Annotated in this window: 18 protein-coding genes; 3 read left to right on the forward strand and 15 right to left on the reverse strand. The window is 60.7% G+C overall.

Annotated elements, in window-relative coordinates:
* Positions 1 to 252: 252 nt before the first annotated feature.
* The 7 genes from ACOYW1_RS06875 to ACOYW1_RS06905 all read right to left on the reverse strand — a co-directional run bounded on the left by ACOYW1_RS06875 (position 253) and on the right by ACOYW1_RS06905 (position 8,909).
* Positions 253 to 921: a TorD/DmsD family molecular chaperone gene (locus tag ACOYW1_RS06875; protein ID WP_482422197.1), complete on the reverse strand. Its 669-nt coding sequence runs from the start codon at positions 919 to 921 to the stop codon at positions 253 to 255.
* 160 nt (positions 922 to 1,081) lie between these two features.
* Positions 1,082 to 2,230 carry an NrfD/PsrC family molybdoenzyme membrane anchor subunit gene (gene nrfD, locus ACOYW1_RS06880; RefSeq protein WP_482422198.1) on the reverse strand — a complete coding sequence of 383 codons (1,149 nt, stop codon included), beginning with the start codon at positions 2,228 to 2,230 and terminating at the stop codon, positions 1,082 to 1,084.
* On the reverse strand, positions 2,227 to 2,442 hold the full coding sequence (locus ACOYW1_RS06885; protein WP_482422199.1) for a hypothetical protein: 216 nt from the start codon (positions 2,440 to 2,442) through the stop codon (positions 2,227 to 2,229). The genes nrfD and ACOYW1_RS06885 overlap by 4 nt, the downstream gene beginning before the upstream one ends.
* A 7-nt stretch (positions 2,443 to 2,449) precedes the next feature.
* Positions 2,450 to 2,950 (reverse strand): 4Fe-4S dicluster domain-containing protein, encoded by a 501-nt coding sequence (locus ACOYW1_RS06890; RefSeq protein WP_482422200.1) that lies wholly within the window; start codon positions 2,948 to 2,950, stop codon positions 2,450 to 2,452.
* A 4-nt stretch (positions 2,951 to 2,954) separates the two neighbouring features.
* Positions 2,955 to 4,217 carry a molybdopterin dinucleotide binding domain-containing protein gene (locus tag ACOYW1_RS06895; protein WP_482422201.1) on the reverse strand — a complete coding sequence of 421 codons (1,263 nt, stop codon included), beginning with the start codon at positions 4,215 to 4,217 and terminating at the stop codon, positions 2,955 to 2,957.
* Positions 4,218 to 4,337: 120 nt separating this feature from the next.
* A complete protein-coding gene (locus ACOYW1_RS06900) occupies positions 4,338 to 5,531 on the reverse strand; it encodes a molybdopterin-dependent oxidoreductase (RefSeq protein WP_482422202.1) in 1,194 nt (397 codons plus the stop codon).
* Between the two features lie 312 nt (positions 5,532 to 5,843).
* Positions 5,844 to 8,909, reverse strand: coding sequence for a two-component regulator propeller domain-containing protein (locus ACOYW1_RS06905; protein WP_482422203.1), 3,066 nt, complete (start codon positions 8,907 to 8,909; stop codon positions 5,844 to 5,846).
* A 474-nt stretch (positions 8,910 to 9,383) separates the two neighbouring features.
* Here ACOYW1_RS06905 and ACOYW1_RS06910 point away from each other — a divergent pair, with 474 nt between their 5' ends.
* Both ACOYW1_RS06910 and ACOYW1_RS06915 read left to right on the forward strand, forming a co-directional pair.
* The gene (locus ACOYW1_RS06910) at positions 9,384 to 10,016 is read left to right on the forward strand and encodes an NAD(P)/FAD-dependent oxidoreductase (RefSeq protein ID WP_482422204.1); all 633 of its coding nucleotides are present in this window, start codon (positions 9,384 to 9,386) and stop codon (positions 10,014 to 10,016) included.
* A gap of 122 nt (positions 10,017 to 10,138) precedes the next feature.
* Positions 10,139 to 10,777, forward strand: a complete 639-nt coding sequence (locus ACOYW1_RS06915; RefSeq protein ID WP_482422205.1) for an NAD(P)H-binding protein — start codon at positions 10,139 to 10,141, stop codon at positions 10,775 to 10,777.
* A 419-nt stretch (positions 10,778 to 11,196) separates the two neighbouring features.
* Here the strand turns inward: ACOYW1_RS06915 and trpA are convergent, their stop codons facing one another.
* The 8 genes from trpA to ACOYW1_RS06955 form a co-directional block, all read right to left on the reverse strand.
* Positions 11,197 to 11,991: a tryptophan synthase subunit alpha gene (gene trpA, locus ACOYW1_RS06920; RefSeq protein ID WP_482422206.1), complete on the reverse strand. Its 795-nt coding sequence runs from the start codon at positions 11,989 to 11,991 to the stop codon at positions 11,197 to 11,199.
* Positions 11,991 to 13,196, reverse strand: a complete 1,206-nt coding sequence (gene trpB / locus ACOYW1_RS06925; protein WP_482422207.1) for a tryptophan synthase subunit beta — start codon at positions 13,194 to 13,196, stop codon at positions 11,991 to 11,993. Before trpB ends, trpA begins: the two co-directional genes overlap by 1 nt.
* A 50-nt stretch (positions 13,197 to 13,246) precedes the next feature.
* The gene (locus tag ACOYW1_RS06930) at positions 13,247 to 13,855 is read right to left on the reverse strand and encodes a phosphoribosylanthranilate isomerase (RefSeq protein WP_482422208.1); all 609 of its coding nucleotides are present in this window, start codon (positions 13,853 to 13,855) and stop codon (positions 13,247 to 13,249) included.
* A gap of 170 nt (positions 13,856 to 14,025) precedes the next feature.
* On the reverse strand, positions 14,026 to 14,607 hold the full coding sequence (locus ACOYW1_RS06935; protein WP_482422209.1) for an indole-3-glycerol phosphate synthase TrpC: 582 nt from the start codon (positions 14,605 to 14,607) through the stop codon (positions 14,026 to 14,028).
* The gene (locus ACOYW1_RS06940; RefSeq protein ID WP_482422210.1) at positions 14,579 to 14,818 is read right to left on the reverse strand and encodes a hypothetical protein; all 240 of its coding nucleotides are present in this window, start codon (positions 14,816 to 14,818) and stop codon (positions 14,579 to 14,581) included. The genes ACOYW1_RS06935 and ACOYW1_RS06940 overlap by 29 nt, the downstream gene beginning before the upstream one ends.
* A gap of 200 nt (positions 14,819 to 15,018) precedes the next feature.
* Positions 15,019 to 16,035: an anthranilate phosphoribosyltransferase gene (gene trpD / locus ACOYW1_RS06945; protein ID WP_482422211.1), complete on the reverse strand. Its 1,017-nt coding sequence runs from the start codon at positions 16,033 to 16,035 to the stop codon at positions 15,019 to 15,021.
* A gap of 109 nt (positions 16,036 to 16,144) precedes the next feature.
* Positions 16,145 to 16,714 carry an anthranilate synthase component II gene (locus ACOYW1_RS06950; protein WP_482422212.1) on the reverse strand — a complete coding sequence of 190 codons (570 nt, stop codon included), beginning with the start codon at positions 16,712 to 16,714 and terminating at the stop codon, positions 16,145 to 16,147.
* A 27-nt stretch (positions 16,715 to 16,741) separates the two neighbouring features.
* Positions 16,742 to 18,238, reverse strand: a complete 1,497-nt coding sequence (locus ACOYW1_RS06955; RefSeq protein ID WP_482422213.1) for an anthranilate synthase component I family protein — start codon at positions 18,236 to 18,238, stop codon at positions 16,742 to 16,744.
* Positions 18,239 to 19,118: 880 nt separating this feature from the next.
* Here ACOYW1_RS06955 and ACOYW1_RS06960 point away from each other — a divergent pair.
* Positions 19,119 to 21,578 carry a glycogen/starch/alpha-glucan phosphorylase gene (locus ACOYW1_RS06960; protein ID WP_482422214.1) on the forward strand — a complete coding sequence of 820 codons (2,460 nt, stop codon included), beginning with the start codon at positions 19,119 to 19,121 and terminating at the stop codon, positions 21,576 to 21,578.
* The last annotated feature ends 81 nt before the right edge of the window (positions 21,579 to 21,659 follow it).

Here is a 21,659-nt window from a genome sequence, read left to right on the forward strand (position 1 = left end):
CAGGTGAGTGACGGCGCGGATGATCACCGGCCGACATGCCTCGGTGGGCGGGGTCTCTCCTCGACGGTGTTTCGGATGCATCATGGCGAAAAAGGGATGAAAGACCCAGGCTCCGGGGCTGCTGATATGCTTACCATGAGTATATACATAGAAGGCAAAGCCCGGGGCAAGGAAAATAGAGGCCCTTTGACCAGCCCGGATATTTCTTGGGAGACCGACCAGCCAACAACAATGAGATGTTAGTGCGGTGGGTTACTGGGGAGGGGGGGCACTATGCTCCGAGAGGCTCGGGATGCTGAGGTAGTCCATGCTCTCCCGGATGACAATGCGGGTGGCCGTTGCAAGGTCCTTATAAAACGGGGACGTTGCATGGCGCATGATGTTTTCCGCAAAGGGCGTCACCCAGCGGCCCAGGTGGCCTTCGAGGAACTCTTTTTGCTCACGGAGAAGTGCCTGGGGCACCTCCTCGGTGTCCGGGGCCAGGGCATTGATCTCCCTGCCGACGAGAAAGCTGAGGTAGTCCAGTTCGGCCACGATGTGATCCGGGGCTTCTTTGAATGTGTCGGCCACCACAAGGCCCGCCTTGCGGTACCTGGCCTCGGCATCCATGGCGGAATCGCTCATCATGGTGCCGGTTTCGTCCATGTAGCCGGATCCGCAGGGAGGGGCCAGGCGGCCGTACGGACCGACAAAGAGTCGGGTGAACTCGACTCGGAGCCCGGAAAAATCCGTGAGCGATTCCATGGCGGATGCCATGCGGGCCATGGGAGCCACGGCTTCGGAATCCTGGGCCGCCAACAGGCGGACCAGGGTCTCCGGTATGTGGACAAGCGGGGGGCCCGGCAGGCAAAAGCAGGCCGAGAGGCCCCTGTAGACTGCTTGGCGTACCGATTCAAAACGGATGATGTCGTCTGGGTTCATGGTAACTCCGTATGGCGAATGCATGGAGGCAGTCCGGTTAAAGCTGATAATTAACGAGTTACGATAACGAATCCTGACCCTTCAAGGCTTGTCGTATCACTCGTACAAACCACCAGCAGCTTTCGAGGTGGCTCACCTCGCCGCCGGAGGTATGCTTTTTTCAACGGGTGGCCGCGCCATCGGTGCCCAGGTTGAGATACCGTTCACCCAGGGTGTAGAGAAGCAGCATCACCGAGATGGCAAACAGGGCCACAAGCCATTCCCAGGGGCTTGGGGCGTAGGTGACAATCTCCGGGAACTGCTCTGCCTTGGGGCCGATGGGGAAACGCTGGCCGTTGATGAGGATCTTCATGTGGATGACCAGGGAACCGGCCCAGGCGATCAGGGCCGCCGTTAGGGTGCCGGTGGCGGTTTTGCGGACAGCAGGGCTCATGATCAGGGCAAAGGGGAGAACCAGGCCGATGATGGCCTCCAGGGGAAACCCGAACAGGCTTCCGAAGGGGGTGTTGAGGGTGCGATACGCCATGAACTCCGGGATCACGGTTGACGCGGCGACAGCTGATCTTACCCCGGTGATGACAATGGCGGCCCCTGCCGACCAGGCGAACAGGCGGTAAAACACCTCGTCCACAGCGGGGCGATATGGGGAGAACCGGCCGGTTTTCAGCCTGTGGCATATCACGGTGTGGAGGAGAAACAGGGCGGTGCCGCTGAATAGGGCCATGACCAGGTAGAAGATGGAGTGCATGGGGCCGAAGTAGACCGCCCGTGACTCGGTGGTCCCGAAGACGGCTCCCAGGACCATGGGGGCCGCCATGGCACAGAGAAAAGAGAGGGAGCCTGCGGTTTTGTTCAGGGCGCTTTGTCTGTCCCCGGTATAAAGGCACCCGAGCTTTAGGGCGAGGAACAGGAGTTCGGCGGTATAAAGGGCGCCCATCCACCAGATGGGGGAGGCCAGGTTGGGGGAGATGATGAAGTAGATCATGCTCCAGATATTCCCGATTTCAAGGGCGATGGCAACAAAGGCCCCGCAGAGGGTGGCCAGGGCGAGAAACACCAGTCGTTTTGAACTCGGGGCCAGGCGCTCCATACCGAACAGGGTCGGCAACGCGGAGAGCATGGCGAGGCCAGAGCTGCTGAGGGCCAGGAAGATGTACATGCCCAGGGGAAGGGTCCAGACGACGACATCGTTGGCGGCAAAAAGCCAGTGCCCCTCCCGAAAGAGGGTTATCGTGGTGTACAGGCCCGCCAGGATACAGGCTCCGAGCCCACCCAGCCAGATTGCATAGCTTGCTTTTTTTCCGTTCATTTGTACCCCCCCTTGGAGGCCTCGTAGTGGGCCGGGTCGTACCCCCGGATGTAAAAGACCCGCGGGTTTGTTCCCAGGTGCTCTTTCAGCCTGAAGGGCTTGAATTTTCCCAGCAGCTTGCTGACCTTGCTTTTGGGGTCGCTGATGTCCCCGAAGATCCGTGCATCGGCCGGGCAGGCCTCCACGCAGTATGGCAGGAGTTTTTTTTGCACGCGGTGATCACAGAAGGTGCACTTTTCCACCACCCCTTTGGGACGGATTCCGGGCTGGGTCTCTTCCCGATCCGGGTTGTAGGATGGCCTTGCCCCCTGCTTTTTGCGTCACTTCCGACGGGGAGAAGGTGCCGCCTTCGATGAGCGGTTCGGTATGACGCCAGGAGGGGTGGGGGGTGCGCCAGTTGAAATAGATGACGCCGTAGGGGCAGTTGAACTCACAGTACTTGCAGCCGATGCATTTGTCCGGGTCGTGCATGGTGATGCCGTTGGGAAGCTTGTGCATGGCCCCGGTGGGGCAACCCCGGACGCACGGGGCGTTTTCGCAGTGGTTGCACAGGGTCGGGAGGTAATGGAACCGGACATCGGGAAAGGTGCCGACGGTCTCGGTGATCTTGTTGGACCAGTAGATCCCGTCCGGCACGTTGTTTTCGTTTCGGCAGGCGACGCTGCAGCCTCCACACCCCACACATCGTTGAAGGTCGATGACCATGGCGTATTGTGGCATGGCGTTATCCCTCCTCTATGCGTTCGATTTTCACGCGGGTGCCGGCATGCCGGACCGTGCTGCCGCTCAACCGGTCGTATTCGGCTGGGATCAGGTCGTTGTTGTTGCCGCCCCTGGGGGTTTTCCCGAACACTCGTGTGGCCACCCGGCCGTAGGCCCAGTGGCCCTGCCCGAAGCATTTGGCGACGGTGCCCGGCCGGATCCCCTCCCACAGCTTGGCCGTGCACTCGATGGTGCCGGTGGGGGAGGTGATGCGAATCTTGTCTCCGGACTCCACCCCGATTTTTTTCCCATCGGCGGGGTTGATTTTGGCCACGTCCTGCCAGGGCTCATCACCGGGGTCCAGGTCCTTGAAATCGTAATACCAGGTGCAGTTGGCCGAGCGCCCCTCCCGGTTCAGCCGCGATTTGTGATCCACGAACACAAAGGGGTAAGTGGCGGCATCGCCGATGGTGAAGGGGTCTTCGTGGTGGGGGATAAAGGCGTGTTCTCCTTGCGCTTCGTAGTTGCAGGCCGTCAGGACCTCATCGACGGTGGTTTTGTGGTTTTTGGCGTGCTTTTCAAGGGCGTTTTTCAGGGTGACGCTGTAAAACTCGAATTTTCCCGTGGCGGTCTTCATCTTCCCCCAGCGCTTGCGGTAGGGGTAGGGATCGGAATTCCAGACCCCGGTCTTGAGAAAGTCCTCCCAGCCGTTGAACCTGTCTCCCCCCTTGTATTGGGCCGGGTCCCACAGGGACTGGGTGGCGTACTTCAGGGCGTAGAGGGAAAACTCGTCGGCGGTGGTCGGCTCTTTGCCGGTTTCCGGGTCCCGGTACTCTTTGTAGTGACGCAGCAGGTTGTCGAATCCCCGTTGGGAGAGTTTTTCCGCCAGCAGCCAGGGCACCTCGGTTTCATCGGTCTTGTAGTCTCCGATGCGCTTGATCACCGGCTGCATCAGGGTGACATGCCGGTAGCCGTTGGCGATGGATTTCACGTACCCGTATTTTTCAAAGAGGTGATGGGTGTTGGGCAGGAGGATGTCTGAAAACCAGGAGAATTCCGAGGCGTGGGTGGTGAGGTGGGCCACGAAGGGAATCTTGGCAACGGCCCGTTCCCAGCGGTCGGGCTGGGTGCAGGAGAAGGTGAAGTTGTTCATGTAGCCCACGGCGACCTTAATTTCATAGGGGTCCTCGTTGAGGATCCCGTCCGCCGCGTTGTTGGTGAGGACGGCTGAGCCGGGTTTGCCCGATTTCAGGGCGGGAAACGTCAAGCGGCCCCGTTGATCCATGTGTGTTCCCTTTCTTGGCGATCTCGTCCATGAAGGCATCGGGCTTGGGGAACTTTTTGGTGTACTCCTTGTTGCTGACCAGGGTGCCCCCCTCGTTGTCGCAGGCCCCCACCAGGCCGTTCAAGGCGTGGCAGGCCATGCTGCCATATCCGCCCCGGACCTGCATCGATGGCCCGCCTCCCACCCAGGAGATGGCCCTGGGGGCTGCCTTGCCGAAATCCTCGGCCACCCGGAGGATCTGCGCCTCGGGCAGGCCGGTTTTCTCGGCTGCCCACTCCGGGGTGCGGTCTTTGACCTCAAGGTTCCACCAGGCGACCACCCCGTGGGTGAATCTTTCGTCAAAGGTCGACTCATCCACGGTTTGTCCCGGAACGAACCGGTTGGTGCCATCCTTGAAGTCCCCCACAAATTCCCTGGACCAGAGCCCGCGGGCGAGGATGACGTGGGCGATGGCCAGGGCCAGGGCGCTGTCCTGCCCCGGCACGATGGGCAGCCATTCATCCGCTTTTCCCGCCGTTGCCGAAAGCCAACTTCTTCTACCACCGCCACCCGGGCCCGGTCCACCACATCTCCCCACACACTGGTATAAAAGGGCACCTGGCGGTTGGCGGCAAGGGGGTCGGCCCCCCAGATGAGGACATATCGGGCTTTTGTGACATCGTACTGCCGGTAGCTCCAGTACCCTTCCGTGTAGTAGGACCCGAATTTTTCCGCCTCAGCGCAGATGGCGCTGTGGGAGATGTTGTTGGGCGAGCCGATGATTTTGGTCATGCGGTCGTAGAGGATATCCCGCATGTAGGTGTAGCGCCCGCGCATGAGCATGTATTTGTGGGTTTCACCGGCATCGCGAAGTTCCATGATCTTGTCGGCCAGGGTGTCAAGGGCCTCGTCCCAGGTGATGGGGACAAAGCCGGGGTCTTCGTGGCGCCCCTTTTTGGGGTTGGTGCGCTTCATGGGCGTTTTGATGCGATCCGGGTCATAGACCTGCTGAAGGGCCATGTGGGCCCGGACACAGCTGGCCCCCACGCAGACCTTGGAGTGGGGATTCCCCCTGACCTTTACCGCACGGTCGCCCACCACATAGACCTGCTTGGAGCACCAGGAGGTGCATCCCTGGCAGGTACCGGCATGCCAGGTGCCTTTCTCTTTCGGGGGCGTGTCCGCAGCCTCCGCAAGGGCCGTGAGTTCCGGTTTCAGCCCCATGCCGGTTGCCAGCAGGGTGCCTCCGGCAGCAGATGCCTTGAGGAAACGCCTTCTGGACATGCTGAGGTCTGACATCAGTTTGGTGATCATGGCGTGTTTCTGAGTGTTCATGGCTACCTCCGCCGAATGGCGTTAGTCCGGATATGTCATGGATCTTTTTTGGGAACGCAGTGAAGCATGGCGCATGGCCGGGTGCATCGAACCAAAGGGGGGGATCGAAAGGGTGCAGGGAGCCTGGATAAAAGAGGTGCGGTGGACGGATCAGGTTTGGTGTGCGGTGTTGGGGCCCTTGCACGGAAGGGCGTCGTCAGTGAACTTGTTCATATTAGCATGGAATTGTGTGGTGCATCCATGCCCTGTTGATTTTTTGGGACCGACGGGCATGGAGCAACCCGTCGTCCTGGGAGGTCGATGGCCTCGTGTTTATCCCGACTTTGCAAAGACCACCCGGTTTCGTCCCATGTGTTTGCCTTTGCAGAGGGCTGCGTCGGCCCTGCTGACATTGTGCTCAAAGGTCTCCGAGGCAGTGCAGTCCGTGACCCCCAAGGTCAGGGTGACGGTGAGGTAGGTGCCCTTCCAGTCGAACAGGGAGGAGGCGATGCGGTTGCGGAGGCGTTCCGCCATGGTCTCTGCGTCTTCTCCGGTGGTGTCCGGGAGCAGGAGGATGAACTGCTGACCGGTCCAGCGGCCAAGGATGTCGTGGGCCCTGAGGTTGGACTCAAGGAGCCTGCTGACCCGCTGAAGGATATAATCTCCGCAGTCGTGGCCGCAGGTATCGTTGATCCCCTTGAAGTGATCCAGGTCGGCCAGGACCAGGGCATAGGGGCTTTGGTAACGTCTGGCCCGGGAGTGGAGTTCCCGTTTTCGTTTTTCAACGCCCCTCCGGTTCGGCAACTCCGTAAGGGGGTCGGTGAGGGAGAGTTCTTCCAGCCGACGGGCCTGGGCCTCAAGTTCTTCCGTCCTTTGGGCCACGAGCTGCGTCAGCTTCCGGGTGCGCTTTCGGGCGGTGGTGATCCGCAGGACGATGAAACCGGCCAGGGCCAGGCAGATTGCTACGCGAAAGGAGGCCTGCTGCCAGAACGGTGGGGTAATCCGTATCGCAAGGCCCCCATGGTCACGGTTCCAGGTGCCGTGGCTTCCCGAGGCCATGACCTGAAATTGATAGGTGCCGGGGGGCAGGTGGGAGTAGCGTGCCGTGGGGGTGTTGCCTGCCTCCACCCAGGAGGCGTCGTATCCTGTGAGCTTGTACTTGTAACGGTTCTCCGAGGGGCTGTTGAAGTCGTGGAGGGCAAAGGAGAGGGTGAGGTTGTTTTCCTGGTGCGTCAGGGTGATGCCCTGGGTTTTGTCCAGGGAAGCCCCCAGGTTGATGCGGTTGCCTTCGGGGCTTCCCGGATGGACCGGGGTGCCGTTGAGCACAAGCCCGGTCATGTGAATGGAGCCCGTGGGGTGGCTCATGGGGATTTCGCCCGGCGCAAAGAGAAGGCAGCCGTTTTCCCCTCCGAAGATCAGGTTGCCGTCCGGGGAGCGGTGGGCCGCTCCCTGCACGAACCGCAGGGGCATGGGAAAGCGGGAGATGGCCCCGGTTTTGATGTCCAGGGCGGAGAGGCCCTTTTCCGTGGCGACCCAAAGGCGCCTTCTGCCGTCGAAGAGGATGCTTTTTATAATGTCCCCGGAGAGGCCGTCCTCCTTGAAGTAGGACCGGACGGTTTCGGTCTCGGGGTTGAGGCGGTTAAGCCCCTTGTAGGTTCCGACCCAGACCGCTCCGTTGGGGGTTGTGGCAAGGCAGGTGACGATGTTGTTGGACAGGCTCTCTGCCGCTCCTTTGCGGTGGTGAAACTGGGTGACCCGTTTTCCGTCCTGATCGATGCGGTTCAGCCCCATATCGGTGCCCACCCACAAGGTGTCTCCGTTGGCTTCCACAAGGGCGTGGACGGTGTTGCTGCTGAGGCCTTGCTGAGAGGCGGGCCCTTTGCCGAACCGCTTGACGTCACCGGTTTTCAGGTCATGGCGGAACAGACCGCGGTTGCGGGTTCCTGCCCAGACGACACCGGAGGTTTTTGTACTCAGGGCGGTGATGATCCGGGTGTCCTGTGCCGGAGGCTTGTCGCCCCAGGGGATGTACGCCCCGGTAAGGCGGTCTCTGAAGAGGAGGCCGGCGCCCCAGGTGCCGATCCAGAGGGAGCCGTCCGGTGCCGGGGAGAGGGCGTTGATGTCCAGGCTACCCGGGCCCAGGGGAGGGGGGCCGTTTTCCGTTGCTTCGTATCGGTTTTGTCCCGGGGATGACTTTTTGAGGCCGGTGTACCAGCTCCCCGTCCAGAGGGTTCCGTCGCTGTCGGTGGCCACGGCATGGACGGAGTTGGGGATGTCGTTCCCGGAGTACCCGGGCAGGAAGAGCTGCATCCGATACAGGGTTTTGCTCAGTGTGTTGACCCCGCCTCCGCGGGTTCCGATCCAGATGACGCCGGAACGGTCCTCAAGGATCCACCGGATGTCGTTGTGGGAGAGGGATCCGTCAAGGTACGGCACGTTCTGGTGCAGGGTGGATCGGCCGGTTTCAAGGTCCAGGATGAGGAGACCGTGATTTTGGGTACCTACCCACAGAGTGCGGCCGTCGTCGTAGAGGGTGTTGATGGTGCCGTCAGCCTCCGGCGGAAGCCCGTCCATGCCGGGAAAGGGCACGCAACGGCCCTGGTCCGGGTCAAAGAGGCGAAATCCTTGGGCGGTGCCGACCCAAAGGGCGGATCCCCCGGCCGGGTAGAGGGTGCGGATCTGATCGTGGGGAAGGGAGGCGGGGACCTGGGGATCGTGCCGAAAGGCGGTGAAGGTTTCATCGGCCCGGTTGAAGCGGTTCAAGCCCCGTTCGGTGCCGACCCAGAGGGTGCGGTCCCGGGATTCGGCAATGGACCAGATGCGGTTGTGGCTGATGGCCCCAGGCCCGTTGTCGGCTGTAAACCGGGTAAAGTCGGCGGTCTCTTTGTCGAAACGGTTCAGGCCGGAGCTGAAACTGCCGGCCCAGATCGCCCCGTGGGAGTCTTCGTAGTGGATCTGGATCCGGTCTTCACTGAGGCTCCGGGGATTGGACGAATTGCGTCGGAGCACCACCGCCGTCCCACCCGTATCCGGGTCGATGCGGTTGAGCCCGCCTCCCCATGTGCGAACCCAGACTGCGCCCTCCCGGTCTTCGATAACGCCGCCGGCATCGTTGTGGGAGAGGCTCTTCGGGTTGTCCAGGTCGTTTTGGAAGACCCCCATGGTAACGCCGTCGTACCGGGCCACCCCGTTGCGGGTGCCGAACCACATGGCACCATTATGGTCCTGCATGATCTGGAAGACGGTGTTGTCCGGGAGGCCGTCGGTTTCATCAATGTGACGAAAGAGAAGGGTGGGGGTGCCCCCGTAAGCCGGGGCCAGGGCGACCAGGAAAAAGAGGCCCAGGCAGATAACCCGGAGTGAGGACCGTATGGTGAAATATTCAGATAAATAAAACAAACAAAGTCTCCGCGGGGTGCTCCCGGGTGAACCGGCGCATCCGCCCTGGCCTTCGGCTGCATGGTGGCAAGCCTTAAAAGACGGTCACTATCAGAGCTGCCTCCGTCAGAGGCGGCTTTTTACATATTTGATCATAGGGGCTGTTTTTGAGCTGAATCGTGACAAAACGAACAGCCCGTGGGCGCTGTGTGATGCCCCACGGTTCATATCGGTTTTCCAGGAAAGAACTTGAATTGAGGATGATTGAAAATTGAGGAATGAGTGAGCTTTTTTTCTGTGGATTGCTTTCGGGAGGCGCCTTACCGGGGGTAGAACGTGGGTCCCGAAAGTTTGGGTGAACGTTATGATAACAATTTTAGATGTATACACGGTGCGTGGGACGTAGTAAAACCCGTGATTCAGGTGCTGCCGGGCCTTTGGGCTTTCCGGCGGCGTGACATCCATCCAACATAAAAATCAGGACCAGTGAAGAGCATGAGTGATTCAAAAATCGGCGTTGTCGTTCCGGGGTCTCCCCTGGGGATGACCACCCCGGATCGACTGGAAGAGATCGCAGCTGTTGCGAAAAAATACAATGTGGAAACCATCAAGATCACGGCTGCCCAGAGGCTGAAACTCTACGGCGTTGAAAAAGAGGAGGCCCCGGCCCTTTTGGCGGAACTCGGGGGAGCCATGCCCAAGCCCGTGGGGGTGAAGACCGGGCCCCATACCCTGCAGTCCTGCCCGGGGCGCCGAAGCTGCAAATACGCCTGTCAGGACTCTTTGGGACTTTCGGAAAAACTGGGTAAGGCCTTGGCAGACCGCGTTTTTCCAGGCAAGGTAAAGGTCGGAGTCTCCGGTTGTGCCTTCAACTGCAGTGAAGGATACCTCCGGGATGTGGGTATTTTCGGGAAGAAATCCGGATGGACCCTGGTCTTCGGCGGCAACGCCGGTGGGCGTCCCCGTATCGGCGATGTCATTGCCGAGGGCCTCACCGACGACGAGGTGATCGAGCAGGCCCTCAAAGCCCTTGAGTACTATACCGAGAACGCGCGAAAGATGGAGCGCTCCGCCCGTCTTGTGACCCGTAAGGGCGTAGACGAACTCAAGGCTTTCCTGGAAGCGTAGCCTGAAACAATGTACGTAAAACCTGTTTGTCAAACTTTTTAAACGTTTGGCCCCCGGAAGGGCCGCCGGAGGCTTTTTGGGGCGTTGTGTTGTCCCTTAACCAAAACGAACAAGGAGGGCGTATGCAGGTGATGATGGCTGGGGCCACGGGCCTTGTGGGTGGTGCTTTTTTCAGGCGGGCCGTTGGCGACTCCGGGATTGAAAAGATCGTGCTTCTGGGGCGGCGGGCCGTTTCCGAGCTTGAGTCCCATGACAAGGTGACCTCCCTTGTGGCGGATTTTAACGCCTTGGATTCCCTGGCCCCGTCCTGCCGGGTGGACGTCATGGTCTGCGCCCTGGGGACCACCTTAAAAAAGGCGGGGAGCAAAGAGCGGCTCTTTGAGGTGGACTGCCTCTACACCGAGGCTGCCGCTGCCTATGGCCTCCGCTGTGGTGCCCGGACCCTGGTGGTGATCTCCAGCGTGGGGGCCTCCGCCGCAGCCTCTTCCCACTATCTTCGCACCAAAGGGGAGATGGAAAAGCGGGTGACGGCCCTCGGGTATGCCGCCTGCCATATCCTGCGCCCTTCCCTTCTTATGGGGGATCGCGGAGAGACCCGGTTCGGGGAATCCCTGGCCGCCCGTCTGCTCTCCCCGGTTTCGTTTCTGCTTCCCGCCGCCTACCGTCCCGTCCATGCCGATACCGTTGCCGAAACGATTCATTCGGTGATCAAAGAGCCGGGGGAAGGGGTGAGGGTGTATGGGGAAGGCGTTGGTGGGTAAATAGTGAATGGTTAGTAGTGAATAGGGAGCAAACAGGTGTCGGAGAGCACCATGAGGCGGCACAAGTCCGTGTAAATCTCATTGCACTTTTTTCTGAGGGACGACGTGCAATGGCAATATGGTTTTCTTTTTTTTGTTTCCGGGTTCCGACCTGCCGGTGTGAAGCAAAGCGGCATCGTGGATAAAAATCATTGGGTGAAACGATCTCAATGGTGGAGGCAGAGCCTCCGTGTCTCATTCCCAGGCAGAGCCTGGGAACGAGAGATACCCTGAAACGGTTTATTGTTCGATACCTTCCCTATTCAACACGGGCGAAGCCCGTCAGCAAATGCTCCGTCCCTGAGGAACGAAGGGACGGAGCATTTGCGAACCTGGGGTGCAGGGGATTTATCCCCTGCCCGCCGGAGGCCTGCTTTTTTTTATCTGGTCCGGGCTTTGTAAGCTCGGGTCTGGTCGCCGATGAGGGTGGGGAGTTTCGGGTTGTCCAGGTTGGTTTCGATGAGGCGTTCAAAGGCGCTGCCGATGACCACGCCGTCGGCAAAGCGGGCGATGGCGCCCACATCGTCTGGTGTAGAGATGCCGAAGCCCACGCACACGGGCACAGGGCTCAGGGCCTTTACCCTGGTGTAGAGGGCTTCCACGGCGTTGGCGTCGAGGCCGCCGCTGCCGGTGACTCCCACCATGGAGATGAGGTAGAGAAAGCCCGAGGCGGCGCCTGCCACCATGGGGGCGCGCTGGCCGTCCGTGGTGGGGGCCATGAGGCGAATAAGGCTCATGGACTCTGCCTCTAAGGCGCGGTTCAGCTCATCCGACTCTTCGGGGGGCATGTCCACCACAAGGACCCCGTCGGCACCGGCCTTGGCCGCGCTTCGGGCAAAGGCGTCGTAGCCGAAGGCCAGAAGGGGGTTGGTGTAGGAGAAGAGGATCACGGGAATATCCGTAAAGTCCCGGATGGCCTCCACCAATTCCAGGATGCGCCTAACCGTTGCCCCGTTTTGAAGGGCCCGCTCCGAAGAGCGCTGGATCACCGGGCCGTCGGCCGTGGGATCGGAAAAGGGGATCCCCAGCTCCAGGACATCGAGGCCTGCATCGCACATCTCTTTGATGAGGGCCAGGGAGGTGTCGTAGTCCGGGTCGCAGGCCGTGACAAATCCCACCAGGGCCTTTTCGCCCTTTGCTTTGAGTGTTTCAAATCGATCGTCAATCCGCTTCATTACATCCCCTCCCGTTTTGCATCGTAGTCGGCCACGCTGGCCATGTCTTTGTCCCCTCTGCCGGAAAGGTTGATGACAATCACCTTGTCCTTGCCCATCTCCCCTGCCTTTCGGATGCCCATGGCCAGGGCATGGGAGCTCTCCAGGGCCGGAATGATCCCTTCCTGTTTGCACATGGTTTTAAAGGCGTGTATCGCCTCCTCGTCCGTGGCCGAGTCGTAGGTGACCCGCCCGGTCTCCTTAAACAGGGCGTGCTCCGGGCCTACCCCGGGGTAGTCCAGCCCGGCGGAGACGGAGTGGGCTTCCAGGACCTGTCCGTCGTCGTCCTGGAGCACGTAGCTCTTGGATCCGTGGAGGACGCCCACCGTGCCCTTGCTCAGGGTGGCCGCGTGCTTATCGGTATCGATGCCTTCCCCTGCGGCCTCCACCCCGAGGAGGGCCACCTCGGGGTCGTCCACAAAGGGGTGAAAGATACCCATGGCGTTGGAGCCTCCCCCGATGCAGGCCACGATGAGGTCGGGCAGCCGGCCTTCTGCTTCTTGGATCTGGCTTTTGGTCTCCAGGCCGATGATTCGCTGGAAGTCCCGGACCATGCTGGGGTAGGGATGGGGCCCGGCCACGGAGCCGATGACGTAAAATGTGTCTTCCACGGTGGATGACCAGTGGCGCATGGCCTCGTTCATGGCGTCTTTCAGGGTCCCCGACCCCGAGGAGACCGCGACCACCTCGGCCCCCAGCAGCTCCATGCGGCGGACGTTGGGAGCCTGGCGACGGATGTCCTCTTCCCCCATGAAGACCGTGCAGTCCATGCCGAAAAGGGCCGCTGTGGTGGCCGTTGCCACGCCGTGCTGGCCTGCGCCGGTTTCGGCGATGAGCCGTTTTTTGCCCATCCACTTGGCCAGAAGGGCCTGGCCCACGGTGTTGTTGATCTTGTGGGCGCCGGTGTGGGCCAGGTCTTCCCGCTTCAGGTAGATGCGGGCGCCGCCCGCGTGCTCGGTGAGGCGCCGTGCAAAAAAGAGGGGCGTGGGGCGGCCCACGTAGGTGGCAAGGAGGCTGTCCAGCTCCTTTTGGAAGGCTGCGTCGGTTTTGATCTTTTCGTAACCCTCCCGCAGCTCCAAAAGGGCGCTCATGAGGGTCTCACCGGCGTACATGCCGCCGAAGGGGCCGAAATGGCCCAGGTTATTGGGGGGATTTTGCGTTGTCATGGGTAAAAGGCTCCTTTATGGGACCGGGGACCTGGCATTGGCCCGCATACTCACCGTATGAATTTTTGTATTTTATCAAAGGATTTTTTTCCGGGTTCCGTCTCCACGCCGGAGCTCACATCAACCCCGTCGGGCCGGAAGCGCCGGATGATATCGGCCACGCTGTCAGGGCCCAGGCCCCCGGCAATGACCAGGGGGCTGCACCGGGGAAGGGGCGGGGTCTCGTCCCCCCAGGCCAGGGCGTTTCCCCCGGGCAGGACTCCCTTGCCCCATTCCACCAGGGCCGTGGCCGACGGGTACGCCGAAGCACGTTCCATGAGCGGCGGGGCGGTGACGTAAAAGGCCTTGAGCACGGTAAGCCCCTGGCCATGGAGAGCCTCTGCCAGCTCCGGCGGCTCGTTGCCGTGGAGCTGCACCGCGGAAAGCCCGGCCGTCTCGGAAACGGCCATGACGGCCTCAAAGGACGCGTTCACAAAAACCCCCACCGAGGCCACCGTGGGCGGCAGCTCCCGGGTGATCTCCCGGGCCTGCAGCGGGCTTACGTTGCGCGGGCTCTTGGGAAAAAAGACCAGGCCCACGGCATGGGCCCCGGCTTCCGCGCAGAAGGCCGCCTCCGAAGGGGATGTCAGTCCACAGATTTTAATGCGAGGGGTGTGCATGGTGTTTTCCATTGTAACGATTCAGTTCGAAAATTGCCTTCGACGGCCACGTTTAAAGAAAAAATGACAAACAGGCCTTTGTCCCCTGGAATGCCGCACTCCTGTGCGGCACGTGTAACGACGAACTGAAAAGCCGCATCGGAGTGCGACGTTCCGTTCCTGTCGATCTTTCACCCTTCATCCTTCACGTCACACCAGGACCTGAGCAACCCGACGGAGTCCTCGGCCCTTACCAGGCTTTCCCCCACCAGAAAGGAGGAGATCCCGGTCTTCAGATGGCGCCGGATGTCTTCGGTCTCTTTGATGCCCGATGCCGCCACCACCGTGGTGCCCGAAGGCAGATGGCCGCTCAGTCGCCCGGCCCGGGTGGTGTCTGTTTCAAAACTCTTCAGGTTGCGGTTGTTGATGCCCACCAGGGGCGGGGCAAAGGGGGCCACCTTTTCGATGTCGGCCTCGTCAAAAACCTCCACCAGGGTTTCCAGGCGAAGCTCCGAGGCCAGGGCCATGAAGTCCCCCAGCTGCGTGGGGGAAAGAATCCGTGCGATGAGGAGCACGGCGTCGGCCCCTGCGGCCGCGGTTTCGTATAGCTGGTACGGGTCCACAATGAACTCCTTACGCAACACCGGAAGGGAAACGGCCTGCCGGGCCGCCCTGAGGTCATTGAGGCTGCCTTTGAAAAATGTCTCTTCGGTGAGCACGCTCAGGGCAGCGGCCCCTCCCTGCTCATACCGCCGTGCCGTCTGGGGCCACATCCCAGTCGAGGTCGATGTCTCCCTTGGAGGGCGAGGCCCGTTTGACCTCGGCAATGACCGCCACGGTTTTTTCCTCCAGTGCCCTTCGGAAGGGCCTCACCACCCGGGGCGCTTCAGCGGCACGCCGCATGTCCGCCATGGAAACCCTGGTTTTGCTCTGCGCCACCACGCCCTTCACATGGGTGACGATGGTCTCTAAAAATCCGCTCATGTTATTTAACCCTCTTTGCCTCCGGCGGCCCTGCCGGGGGCTAAACTTTTAAAAAGTTTAACAAATAGGTCTTAAATGCTCTTGGTGAATGAATGTCGGTTTAAAGGCGGATGTGATTTGACCCGAGGAACGAGGGGCAAAGAGTATCCGCATCCAGCTTTCAAGGTGGCACACCTTGCTACCGGAGGCTTTTTGCGTGCTTATGCGTTTTCGGTGGTATAGCGTGCCAGGCCTTCCAGCTTGGCCATGGCGTTGCCGGAGTCGATGGCCTCTTCGGCGAGGAAGATGCCGTCCCTCAGGGTGTCGGCTTTGTCGGCTGCCATGAGGGCGGCTCCGGCGTTGATGAGGACCACGTTGCGCCTGTGGCCCCGTTCGTCGCCGGAGAGGATGTCCCGGGCGATGCGGGCGTTCTCTTCCGGGGTGCCGCCTTTGAGGGCGTCCGGGGGGGCCAGTTCCCCGAAGTAGTCCGTGGGGTCTATGTCCGTGGTGCGGATGAGCTCGTTGTTGAGTTCGGTGACTCGGGTGGGGGCGCAGACGCTGATTTCGTCCAGGCCGTCGTGGCCGTGAACCACCATGGCTCTGCGGGTGCCCAGAAGGCGCAGGGCTTCGGCGAACATCTCGGTGAGGTGGGGGGCGTAGACCCCCAGGAGCTGGCGGGAGGCCCCTGCCGGGTTGGTCAAGGGGCCCACCATGTTGAAGATGCTTCGAAGGCCCGTCTCTTTTCGGGCGGCGGCTGCGTGGCGCATGGCCCCGTGGAAGGTGGGGGCAAAGAGAAAGCCGATGCCCACCTCGGCGATGGCTTCTTCCACCACGTCCGGGGAGACGCTCAGGTCCACGCCCAGGGCTTCCAGCACATCGGCGCTGCCGCAGGTGCTGGAGACGCTTCGGTTTCCGTGTTTGGCCACGGTGACGCCGCCTGCTGCCACCACAAAGGCGGTGATGGTGGAGATATTAAAGGTGGAGAGGCCGTCCCCGCCGGTGCCGCAGGTATCGAAGCAGGCACCGCCCGCGTGGATGCGCGTGGCGTTTTTGCGCATGGCCCGGGCGGCCCCGGCCAGCTCTTCAAAGGTCTCCCCCTTGGCGGCGAGCCCGGCCATGAGGGCGCCGATCTGGGCGTCGGTGGCCCGGCCTGCAAGGATCTCTTCCATGGCGTCGGCCATGGTGCTTTCGTAAAGGTTTTCCCCTGCCACGATTTTTTTCAGGATGTCGCTGAACATTTTTTCCCCTTAATGAGTTGTCTCATTTCCTGTGGGCCGCGCCCGTGAAATTTTATTGGTATTTTTTTGTCAACCGCTTCAAACCATGCGCCATGGACGGTGGGGGATATCAGCCGGCGCGCCTGATAAAATTACGGATCAGCCGCTTGCCCGTGGTGGTCATGATGGATTCCGGGTGGAACTGGATCCCTTCGGTGGGGTGGGACCGGTGCCTTAGCCCCATGATCTCGCCGTCGGCGGTCCTGGCCGTGACCACAAGCTCGCCCGGCAGGCTCGACTCTTCCACGGCCAGGGAGTGGTAGCGCATGGCCTTCATGGGGGAGGCGATACCGGCAAAGACGCCCTCGCCGTCGGTTTCCACCTCCGAGACCTTGCCGTGCATCACGGCCTTGGCGCGGATGACGGTGCCACCGAAGGCCTCGGCGATGCTCTGGTGGCCGAGGCAGACCCCCAGGATGGGCACTTGGCCGGAAAAGGCCCGAATGGCGTCCATGGAGACCCCGGCGGACGCGGGTCGTCCCGGTCCCGGGGAGATGACGATACCGGAAGGGGAGAGGGCGTTGATCTCCTCCACGGTGACGGCGTTGTTGCGGTACACCGTCACCTCGGCGCCTCCCATCTCCAGGTACTGGACGAGGTTGTAGGTAAACGAATCAAAATTATCGATCATCAGAATCATGGTGTGTCACCTGTGCTTTAAAAAACGTTACGGGCGTTTGGTGCCCATGGGTGAAGCGTTAGCTTCGGGTGGCCACTTCGATGGCCATGGCTTTGTTGACGGTCTCCTGCCGTTCGGTCTCCGGGTCGGAGTCGGCAACGATACCGGCCCCGGCGCGGACGGTGAGGGTCTCCCCTTCGATGACGGCGGTACGGATAGTGATGGCCAGGTCCATGTTGCCGCTGAAGGAGACGTAGCCCACGGCACCGCCGTAGGGGCCCCTCGGGGACTCTTCCAGTTCGGCGATGATCTCCATGGCCCGCACCTGGGAGCACCCGAAAGGGTCCCCGCCGGGAAGGTGGCCTCCACCAGGTCAAAGGCGTCCAAGCCCGGCTTGAGGTCGCAGGAGATGTTGGAGACCAGGTGCATCACGTGGGAGTAGCGCTCCACCACCATGAGGTCCGTGACCTGTACGGTGCCTGTGGTGGCCACTCGGCCCAGGTCGTTGCGGCCCAGGTCCACCAGCATGAGGTGTTCGGCCCGCTCTTTTTCGTCCTTTAAGAGGTCGTCGGCAAGCCGTCGGTCTTCCTGCTGGGTGGCGCCCCGGGGCCGGGTACCGGCAATGGGGCGGACCGTTGCCGTGCCCCGCTCCAGGCGCACCATCACCTCCGGGGAGGAGCCCACCAGGCAGGTGTCGCCCAGGTTCATGAAGTAGAGGTAGGGCGAGGGGTTGATGTAGCGCTGAGCCCGGTAGAGTTCCACGGGGCAGGGGGGCGCCTGGCAGGTAAAGGGCTGGGAGATGACGGCCTGGATGATCTCGCCGTCGAAGATCGCTTCCCGGGCTTTGGCCACCCTGGCCCGATACGCCTCGTGGGAGATGACCGGTGCGGGGGAAAGGGGCACGTCGGGTTTTTTACCCGGGGCCTTGCCGTTGCCGTGCTCCACCTTGTCCATGAGGGCGTCCAGGCGCTTTTCTCCATCTTTGTAGAGGGCCACAGCGTCCGGGAAGTCCTCTTTGAAACAGAGCACCATGGCCACCATGGTGTTGCGGATGTTGTCGAAAAGAATCATCTCGTCGGCCAGGATGAAGTGGGCCAGGGGCTTCTCCTCCGGGTGGTCGTGGGGGATGTTTTCAAAGAACGAGACCATCTCGTAGGTCATGAACCCGGTGAGCCCGCCCTGAAAGCGGGGCAGCTCCGGGAGCTCCGCAGCCTTGCAGCCCGTCATGAGGTCCCGAAGAATCTCAAGGGGCTTGCCGTGGTGGGCGACCCTGGCCACAGTCTCTCCGGTTGTCGTCTCCACATGATCGAGAAAGACCCGCACCTCCATGCGCGCCGACACCCCCAGGAAGCTGAACCGACCCCAGCGCTCCCCGCCCTCCACGCTCTCCAGCAGGAAGAGGGGGGTGTCCGGGGTATAGAACCGCGTGAGAAGGGAGACCGGCGTCTCCTGATCGGCCAGGATTTCCCGGCACAGGGGGATGACATCGGCTTGCTCGGCCAAGGCGGTGAAGGCGTCGCGTGAAGGGAATTCTGTGAGAAACATGATGTTTTCCTTAAGCAGGTGTTTGCTTGCAAATGATCGATGAGAGACGTGCGGCCCCCGGGTCTGGGTATAAAAAAAGGGCCGGTAACGTCGTTGCGTTCGGCCCTTAAAATAAAAAAGGACCGTGAGGTGTGCTCACGGTCCCTGTCGGATTCTAATGAAAGTCGGTGTTCAGCAAGGCAAGGGGTGCGTGGGCATACCGTTGAGGCGGGTGCGCCACCACCAGAAAAAGGGTGCTGCAAGAGTGAGGGTTCGGTTATATGTTGCCATGCTGACAGTTCTACAAATAAAGGGGTGTTTTTTAACTTAAAAAAGCCAGCCCTTCGGGAGGCTTTCTTTTTCAATGCGTTTTTTAAGCATCGTTGCGGCTGTTATACACGGCAGGGGAAGGGGTGTCAAGAATTGTTTCTGTGTACAGAAACAATTTTCTCGAAGAGGGAAAGCCTTGTGTTGAAATAAAAGGGAAATTTTGAGATAATCTGACAACTTGTAGAACCGACTTCCAGCGCAACGGCGCAATCCACCCGTACAGGGCTTTCCTCGGCAGCTCGGATCCCTTGCCCTCCATCGACAGGGCGACCACGTCGGACCGGCATGAACCATGCCCGGAAAGCCAATCCAGATGATGTGACATACCCAGGCAGCCACCTTTTGCTGCGGTCGTTTTTCCCCGAAAATCCGTTCGTCTTATTATGGTCCAGTTACGCTTTTATTCCTGCATACCCTGCCGGGCGATGCGATACCACAGAACCCGCATGTTTTCGTTCGGCTTGCAATGAGTCGCTTCGGCACGGGGTTTGTGCCGAAGGAACCAGGACGTTAACCCATATCACCTATGGCAGGGGGGCGCTCCCCTGACCGTACCCCATGGACAGATACGATGAAACTTTTTGATGGCATGCGTCTCATGAACACCCAGGAAGCGCTTCAGGCGTCGGTGATCCATCACCTGAGGTACACCCTGGGCCGGGATTGGAAAAAAGCCTCCGTTCGGGACCTGTACTGGGCGGTTTCCCTGTCGGTGCGGGATCGGCTGTTCGAGCGGCTTTTTGAAACAGAAAAACGTTACAGCCAGGGGCGGGTCAAGCGGGTCTACTATCTTTCCATGGAGTTTCTCATGGGCCGGGCCCTGGGCAACAACCTCTGCAACCTGAAGCTCTACGATACCTTCAAATCGGCCCTGGAAGAGATGGGGGTGGATTTGGATGAGGTTCAGGAGTGTACCACGGACGCAGCCCTGGGCAACGGGGGGCTGGGGCGACTGGCGGCCTGTTTCCTCGATTCCATGGCCACCCTGGGCATTCCCGGCTACGGATACGGAATCAACTACGAGTTCGGTCATTTCAGGCAGCAGTTCTGCGACGGATACCAGCGGGAGGCGTCGGACAACTGGTTGAAACGGGGCAACCCCTGGCAGATTTCGCGGCCGGAAGAGGCGTGCCTGGTGCCGTTTTTCGGACGCATCGACCACACCCGCGACAAAAAGGGGGACTACAACCCCATGTGGCGGGACTGGGAGATGGTGGTGGGGGTACCCTTTGACATGCCCATCGTGGGATACGGCGGGGAGACGGTGAACATCCTGCGCCTTTTTTCCGCCAAGTCGTCGGAGGAGTTCGACGTGGAGATCTTCAACGACGGGGATTACCACGAAGCGGTGAAGAACAAGATCTCCTCGGAGAACATCTCCAAGGTGCTCTATCCCTCGGATTATTTCCACGCAGGGCGGCTCCTGCGACTGGTGCAGGAGTATTTCTTCGTGGCCTGTTCGATCCGCGACATCTCCCAGACGTTTCTGCGCAACTACGATAACCTTGATTTGTTCCCGGAAAAGGTTGCCATCCAGCTTAACGATACCCATCCGGCCCTGGCCATTGCCGAGTTCATGCGGTTCCTCGTGGACGAAAAGGCGCTGCCCTGGGAACGGGCCTGGTCCATCACGGAGCGGACCTTCGGCTATACCAACCACACCCTGCTGCCCGAGGCCCTGGAAAAGTGGCCGGTGAGCCTCATGGAGTTCGTGGTGCCCCGCCATCTCCAGGTCATTTACGAAATCAACCGGCGTTTCCTGGAAGAGATCACCCTGAGGTGGCCCGGGGACGAGAATTTGGTGCGGAACGTCTCCCTTATCGAAGAGGGTGAGGAGAAGCAGGTGCGCATGTCCCACCTTGCCATGGTGGGGAGCCACTCGGTGAACGGGGTGGCCGCCCTGCACACCGAACTGCTCAAGAACCACCTGTTGCCGGATTTTTACAGGCTCTGGCCGGAAAAATTCAACAACAAGACCAATGGGGTGACCCCGAGGCGATGGCTGCTCAAGGCCAACCCCGGCCTTGCCTCCCTGATCACCGAGACCATCGGCGACGGGTGGATCCGCGACCTGCACAAGCTTCAGGCCCTGGAAGCCTGGGCGGAGGATGCCGGGTTTCTGGATAGGCTCATGCAGGTGAAGCGGGCGAACAAAGAGAAACTGGCCGCCCTTATCTGGAGCGACACCACCATAAGGGTGGACCCGGACTCGCTGTTCGATGTCCATGCCAAGCGGATCCATGAGTACAAGCGGCAGCTTTTGAAGGCCCTTCACATTGTGCACCAGTACCTGATGATCACCGAGGACGATAAATGCCCCGAAGTGCCCCGCACCTTTGTGTTCGCGGGAAAGGCGGCCCCGGGGTACCAGGTGGCCAAGCAGATCATCAAGCTGATCAACAGCATCGCCTCGGTGGTGAACGCCCATCCCAAGGCCCGCAGGTTTTTACGGGTGGCCTTTGTGCCTGATTACCGGGTGAGCGTGGCGGAAACGATTATCCCCGGGGCAGACTTGAGTGAGCAGATCTCCACGGCAGGCACCGAGGCATCGGGAACGGGGAACATGAAGTTTGCCATGAATGGGGCGCTTACCGTGGGCACCTGTGACGGGGCTAACATCGAGATCATGAACGAGGTGGGTCGGGACAACATCTTCATCTTCGGCCACGATGTGGCCGGGATCCGTGCTCTGCGCGAGGGCAGGGAATACAACCCCTGGGATATCTACGAAAACGATCCGGCCGTCAAGCGGATCCTCGACGCCTTCACCGGGAACCTTTTCTGCCCCAAGGATCCCGGCTTGTTCACCTGGATTTTTGAGCACCTGCTCTACGGTCGGGACATGTATTATCACCTGGCCGATCTCTCGTCTTACCTGTTAATCCAGCAGGAAGTGGATCAGTGTTTTCTTGATACGCGAAAGTGGGCCGGCCTTGTGGTGAGGAACATCGCCCACACCGGAACCTTTTCAAGCGATCGCACCATCCTGGAGTACGCCCGGGACATCTGGGGGGTGAGCCCTGCCCAGTAACGCTATGTGTCCCGCGTTTTTGCCCGTGTTTTTGTGGACTCGCCCAACGGGCCGAGCCGTCACCCCGTTCACCTTCAACCT

Source organism: Desulfoluna sp. CYM3A, from assembly GCF_056829965.1.